This window comes from Pseudoalteromonas sp. S3260 (assembly GCF_005886925.1).
Lineage (GTDB): Bacteria > Pseudomonadota > Gammaproteobacteria > Enterobacterales > Alteromonadaceae > Pseudoalteromonas > Pseudoalteromonas tetraodonis.
This window is the reverse complement of sequence record NZ_PNCV01000139.1, coordinates 1-5,469: the sequence shown is the minus strand read 5'-3', so window position 1 is coordinate 5,469 and position 5,469 is coordinate 1. Positions and strand designations below refer to the sequence as shown.

Annotated in this window: 5 protein-coding genes and 1 other RNA gene; 4 read left to right on the top strand and 2 right to left on the bottom strand. The window is 43.4% G+C overall.

Annotated features, from left to right (window positions below; translation table 11 throughout):
- Window positions 1-552 precede the first annotated feature (552 nt).
- Window positions 553-918: RNase P RNA component class A (rnpB, locus tag CWC14_RS16895), an RNA gene on the bottom strand.
- A gap of 42 nt (window positions 919-960) precedes the next feature.
- Window positions 961-1,818: a 16S rRNA (cytidine(1402)-2'-O)-methyltransferase gene (gene rsmI / locus CWC14_RS16890; protein WP_024601335.1), complete on the bottom strand. Its 858-nt coding sequence runs from the start codon at window positions 1,816-1,818 to the stop codon at window positions 961-963.
- Between the two features lie 60 nt (window positions 1,819-1,878).
- Here rsmI and CWC14_RS16885 point away from each other — a divergent pair, with 60 nt between their 5' ends.
- The 4 genes from CWC14_RS16885 (at window position 1,879) to dolP (ending at window position 5,443) form a co-directional block, all read left to right on the top strand.
- A complete protein-coding gene (locus CWC14_RS16885; RefSeq protein WP_013464046.1) occupies window positions 1,879-3,759 on the top strand; it encodes a penicillin-binding protein activator in 1,881 nt (626 codons plus the stop codon).
- A gap of 9 nt (window positions 3,760-3,768) precedes the next feature.
- Entirely contained in the window at window positions 3,769-4,140 is a 372-nt protein-coding gene (locus CWC14_RS16880) for a YraN family protein (RefSeq protein ID WP_013464045.1), read from the top strand.
- 150 nt (window positions 4,141-4,290) lie between these two features.
- The gene (locus CWC14_RS16875; protein WP_013464044.1) at window positions 4,291-4,884 is read left to right on the top strand and encodes an SIS domain-containing protein; all 594 of its coding nucleotides are present in this window, start codon (window positions 4,291-4,293) and stop codon (window positions 4,882-4,884) included.
- Window positions 4,877-5,443: a division/outer membrane stress-associated lipid-binding lipoprotein gene (dolP, locus tag CWC14_RS16870; protein WP_013464043.1), complete on the top strand. Its 567-nt coding sequence runs from the start codon at window positions 4,877-4,879 to the stop codon at window positions 5,441-5,443. The genes CWC14_RS16875 and dolP overlap by 8 nt, the downstream gene beginning before the upstream one ends.
- The last annotated feature ends 26 nt before the right edge of the window (window positions 5,444-5,469 follow it).

The window sequence follows — 5,469 nt, the reverse complement described above, 5'->3', positions numbered from 1 at the left end:
CCAGACCCCCACCCCCCCCCCCCGCCCACGCCCCACCTTATTTATAACACGCAGCAGCCCGCATCCGCCAGCTTAGCCGGTGCCCGGAGGGCCGCCGTGCGCTCTTCCGATCAATCAACCTTAACCCGCTTCTCGCAGCTCGTCGCCCGCTGCCGTGAACCCAAACACCGTGCTTGGCTTAATCTCTACCAAAACCTAAAACCTAGAACCTAGCACCTTTGTCTTTAACCAGACGCGGGATAAACCCGCTGCTACATCAATCAACCTTAACCCGCTTCTCGCAGCTCGTCGCCCGCTGCCGTGAACCCAAACACCGTGCTTGGCTTAATCTCTACCTAAAACCTAATACCTAGAACCTAGAACCTTTGTCTTTAACCAGACGCGGAATAAACCCGCTGCTACATCAATCAACCTTAACCCGCTTCTCGCAGCCCGTCGCCCGCAACCCGTCACCCGCTTCTCGCAGCCCGTCACCCGCCGCTCGCTGACGGCTGACGGCATATTCCAAACACAAAAAAGCCCGCAGCGTTAACTGCGGGCTTTTTTATTGAATGAGTGAGTCAGCCGGTAAGCCGGGTTCTGTCCTTTCCGAAGAAAGTGATAATCATTCGTCTAGGCCATAAATCGCTCTATGGCTCAAGCAACCTACCCGGTTCCAACGTGGGCCACGCCATAAGGAACCCTATTTGGTCTTGCTCCGAGTGGAGTTTACCTTGCAACCGACTATTACTAGCGGCCCGGTGCGCTCTTACCGCACCCTTTCACCCTTACCAATCCGAAGATTGGCGGTCTTCTCTCTGCTGCACTTGTCGTGGGCTCACGCCCCCCAGCCGTTAACTGGCACTCTGCCCTGTGGAGCCCGGACTTTCCTCCCCCTGCGCATTTTCGTTGCAGGCAGCGATTATCTTGGCTAACTCGGCGCGCAGTATACATGAGAGCACAACACTACGCAGTAAACATTTACTGTTTTTCTTCAATAATTGTTTTATAAAGCGCGTTTTTCTTCATACCGAAGTAATCGGCTACTACACCACAGGCTTTTTTCATTGGCATTTCGTTTTCGAGTAACGCTAACATTTTACGAGCTTCTGGTGGAATATCGTCAACTACCTTAGGTTTACCCGGCAGCATGAGTACTATTTCACCGCGCTGTTTAGTAGGATCGTCAGTTAAAAACTGCTTTAACTCAGTCACTGTGCCATTAAAAAAGGTTTCAAATGTTTTAGTGAGCTCTTTGGCAAATACCACTTGCTGCTCACTACCTAGCGCTGCTTCTAAATCGTCTAAGCTTGCCATAATACGGTGGGTACTTTCATACATAATGCTGGTGATGCTTGAGTTAACTGCATCAATAAAAAAGTCTTGGCGCGCTTTACTTTTAGCGGGCGTAAAGCCAACAAACTGAAAACGGTCGGTTGGCAGCCCTGAACAACATACCGCCGTAATAGCAGCGCATGCACCAGGTACAGGTGTTACAAGTGCGCCCTGCTCACGGCATAAATTAACAACGGCATAACCAGGGTCGCTTATAAGCGGCGTGCCGGCATCGGATACTAATGCAATATTTAACCCTTGATTAAGTTGGTCGATAATTTGCTGCGCTTTTTGCTTTTCATTATGGTCATGTAACGCAAAGGTTTTAGCCTTAATACCAAAGTGGCTGAGTAGCTTGCCAGTATGGCGAGTGTCTTCAGCAGCGATTAAGTCAACCTGCGATAATGTCGCGATTGCACGCTGACTTAAGTCGTCATAATTGCCGATTGGGGTGGCAACAACGTAAAGAGTGCCAATTTTCTGTGAATTCTCCTCATTTAACATTGAGGTCTCCTGCGTCAGTCAGTAATATAAGCAAATCGCGTTAACGTATGGGAAATCATTGTGCGACTTAAACTAGTTAGTCTATTAATTATATTGTCAGGGTTATCGGCGTGTAGCACAACCGAAAAACCAACTAAAACCAGCGATAACTTAAATAGCAGTGCCAATACGCTGAAAAATGAAGCACTGAACGCGCAATCGATTTATCAATTAGCGCAAAACCGTTTTGGTGCAGATAAAATTCAACTGCTTTATAGTGCCCGTGATAGCGCCATTACTGAAGAAAACTGGCCGCTACTCGAAACAATATGTAGCGAACTTGCACTTACTGCCAGTGTTGATCAAATTCAAAACCGTTTATATATTGCCTTTGCACAAAAAGAGCAGAATAAAAACCAGCAAGCACTTGAAGTATTAAACTCACTTGAGGGACAACTCAAGCAACCCGAACATTTTGCCTGGCACCAATTTTTAACTGCCAGCATTTTTGCTTCTCAAAACTTGCCAAAACGTGCTGCACCCTATTTTTTTGCGGCGTCAGAATCTGCAACTAAAAACACTATTTCAATTCCTCAGCTTAGTGATGCACTTTGGAAAAATTTAAAGCAACTCTCATCTTACGCATTAGAACGATTTAACCGTGGTTCTGTGATCCAACAAGGTTGGGTTAACTTAGCTTTGTATCATCAAGTTTACGCCAACAGCTCGGTTGATTTAGACCAAGCCATTAATAATTGGCGCCGCCGTTACCTTGGGCATCCTGGTAACAATGTACTGCCAAAACAAGAAACGTATGCTAATGAATTAGCGCCAATTAATATTGAGCGTTTGGTTGTTTTACTGCCTCAGTCAGGTGCTAATAAGCGCCTTGGGGATGCCTTAAAAGCCGGTATATTGGCAGCGCTTGATAAAAAAGAGATCAACGAAACACTGTTTATAGATGAAAACACTGAAACAGAAGCGTTGAGCGCACAAATTTCTCAGTTACAGCCTGACTTTGTTATTGGTCCACTATTAAAAGCCAATATAGATAAGCTCGCTAATACCAATACATTACTCGATATACCCACCTTACATTTAAATACCTTTGATGGCGAAAGAACCTCGCTGCAACATTACTTTTTTGCGCTTAATCCTGAACATGAAGTACAGCAAACGCTAGAGCACTTTTTAGCACAGGGTTATCAAAAGCCGATGTTGCTAGCGCCAAATAATACCAATGGCCAGCGCTTAGTTGACTACTTTAATCTGCAGTGGCAACGCTATAGTGAAACAACCACACAAGTGGGCTTTTACAACGACAATAAAGATATGCCCAATACCATTACTAGCTTGCTAGAAGTTGATAAGTCAAAAGAACGTATTAAATCTGTTAAAGCACTTTTTAATAAAGAAGTTGAAAGCGAAACACGCTCACGTGGAGATATTGATGCCATCTACATACTCGGCGACGCCATTGAAACCCGATTAATTAAGCCTTACCTTGATGTTAATGTGAGTACCTTTGCCGATAGAATTCCTATTTACGCCAGCTCTAAAAGCCACAGTAAGCAAATAGATACCACTGATAAAGGCGATTTAGACGGACTCTACTTTACTGAACTGCCTTGGATGTTAGACTCACAAATTAAGCAACATAATCTGCGTCAGCAATACAATGATTTATGGCCTGAACAAGCCGATATAAGCCAACGTTTATTTGCGATGGCTTATGATTCCGTCACCATGCTTAACGATATTAGACAATTGAGTGTTACACCCGATAAATACTTTTCAGGGTTGAGCGGTAAATTGTCGATTAATAGTGCCGGTGATATTGAACGTTCACTGCAATGGGCTCAGTACAGCAACCGCCGAATAAAACCGGTGGAGTTAAAAACACAACGCCCTGTACCGCTATTTATGCAATCAGCTAACGATGGCATAACCATAATTAACTAAGGGGTCGACATGTCGTGGTTTAAACAGCTGTGGCAAAATAGTCGTGAAAAAGGCCAGTATTATGAGCGCCAAGCGCAAAAGTATTTAGAAGCACAAGGCTTAAAAGCGATTGAGCGTAATTACTACTGCCCCTATGGCGAACTTGATGTCATTATGAAAGACGGTGACACCTTAGTGTTTGTTGAGGTTAAGTTTCGTAAAAATAATATAAAAGGCGGCGCTAATTATGCTTTAAGCCCGCAAAAGCAAGCAAAATTAAGACGAGCTATTTATCATTACCTCGCGGCTAAAAATTTAAAAAATCAGCCATTACGTATTGATTATGTTGCTATAACAGGCGAGCCATCACTACACATAAACTGGCTAAAAAACGTATTTTAATACCGAGCACATACAAATGAGTGAGCAATTATTACAACAGCTAAATGCATAATGCGTAGTTAAAAATTAACAAGCTGCTTCTAAAAATCATCATCCTTAATAAATCGGGTGTGAGCTCACACAGAATTAGATATTAATTGTTGGTAATCCATGCAAGACACAATAAAAGAAATTTTTAAAGAAAGTATTCAAGTTCAAATTGCAGCAGGCGAAGTGTTGCCAAGCGCGTTAGAGTCAGCGGCATTCACCATTGCACAAAGCCTGATCAATGGTAATAAACTGATATGTTGCGGCACAGCAAACTGCCACATGTTGGCACAACACATGGCTGGCGTATTAGTAAACTTTTACGAAACAGAGCGCCCTTGCTTACCTGCAATCGCTCTCTCCCAAGAAAATATTAACCTAGGTCAAGGCCATCAAATAGATGACCACGATACCTTTGCGCGCCAAGTACGTGCCTTTGCTCAGCAAGGTGATTTGCTCCTTGCATTAGCAATTAATGGTAATGAAAAACATATAATTTCTGCAGTAGAAGCGGCACTAACCAAAGATATGAAGGTCATAGTAATGGTAGGTGATGATGGCGGCGAACTCGTTGGCTTACTTGGGCACAACGATGTAGAAATACGTACACCGTCTAAACGCCCTAGTCGCATTATTGAATCGCATTTAGTTAACCTTCACTGTTTAAGTGAATTGGTAGATTTAACTCTTTTCCCGCAGGATGAAAATTATGTTTAAACGCTCCCTGATTATTTTAGGCACCGTTGTGTTATTACAAGGTTGTGCTGCTGCTGTAGTGGCCGGCACAGCCAGTGCTGTTACTGCAGCAAACGATAGACGAACCATTGGCTCGCAAATAGACGACAACAACATTGAAATAAAAGCCAGCATTGCTATTAGTGAAGATGAACGTCTTAATAAGTTTGCTCATATCAGCGTTATAAGCGTTAATGGCGTGGTTTTAATGGTAGGGCAAGTTCCTAACCAAGAAATGAAAAACCAAGCGTTTAAAACCATTGAGAACCTATCTGGCATTCGTAAAATTCACAACCAACTACGCATTGGCTCTAATATTGGTATCACCACGCAAACTCACGACTCATGGTTAACCTCAAAAGTAAAAGCGCAGCTTTTAGCGGCTGAAAACATCAGCAGTAATAATATAAAAGTAGTGACTGAAAATGCCGAAGTATACTTAATGGGGCTAGTGTCTGACGCTGAAGCAAACCAAGCCGTTAATATTGCCCGTAATATCTCTGGCGTAGAGCGCGTTATTAAAGTGTTTGAGTATTTGTAAAGAATAAGGTTCGAGGTTCGAGGTTC

Bases quoted from the DNA above. Each gene is read 5' to 3' on its own strand.
- dolP (WP_013464043.1), top strand. From the start codon at position 4,877: ATGTTTAAACGCTCCCTGATTATTTTAGGCACCGTTGTGTTATTACAA.
- CWC14_RS16880 (WP_013464045.1), top strand. From the start codon at position 3,769: ATGTCGTGGTTTAAACAGCTGTGGCAAAATAGTCGTGAAAAAGGCCAG.
- rsmI (WP_024601335.1), bottom strand. From the start codon at position 1,818: ATGTTAAATGAGGAGAATTCACAGAAAATTGGCACTCTTTACGTTGTT.
- CWC14_RS16875 (WP_013464044.1), top strand. From the start codon at position 4,291: ATGCAAGACACAATAAAAGAAATTTTTAAAGAAAGTATTCAAGTTCAA.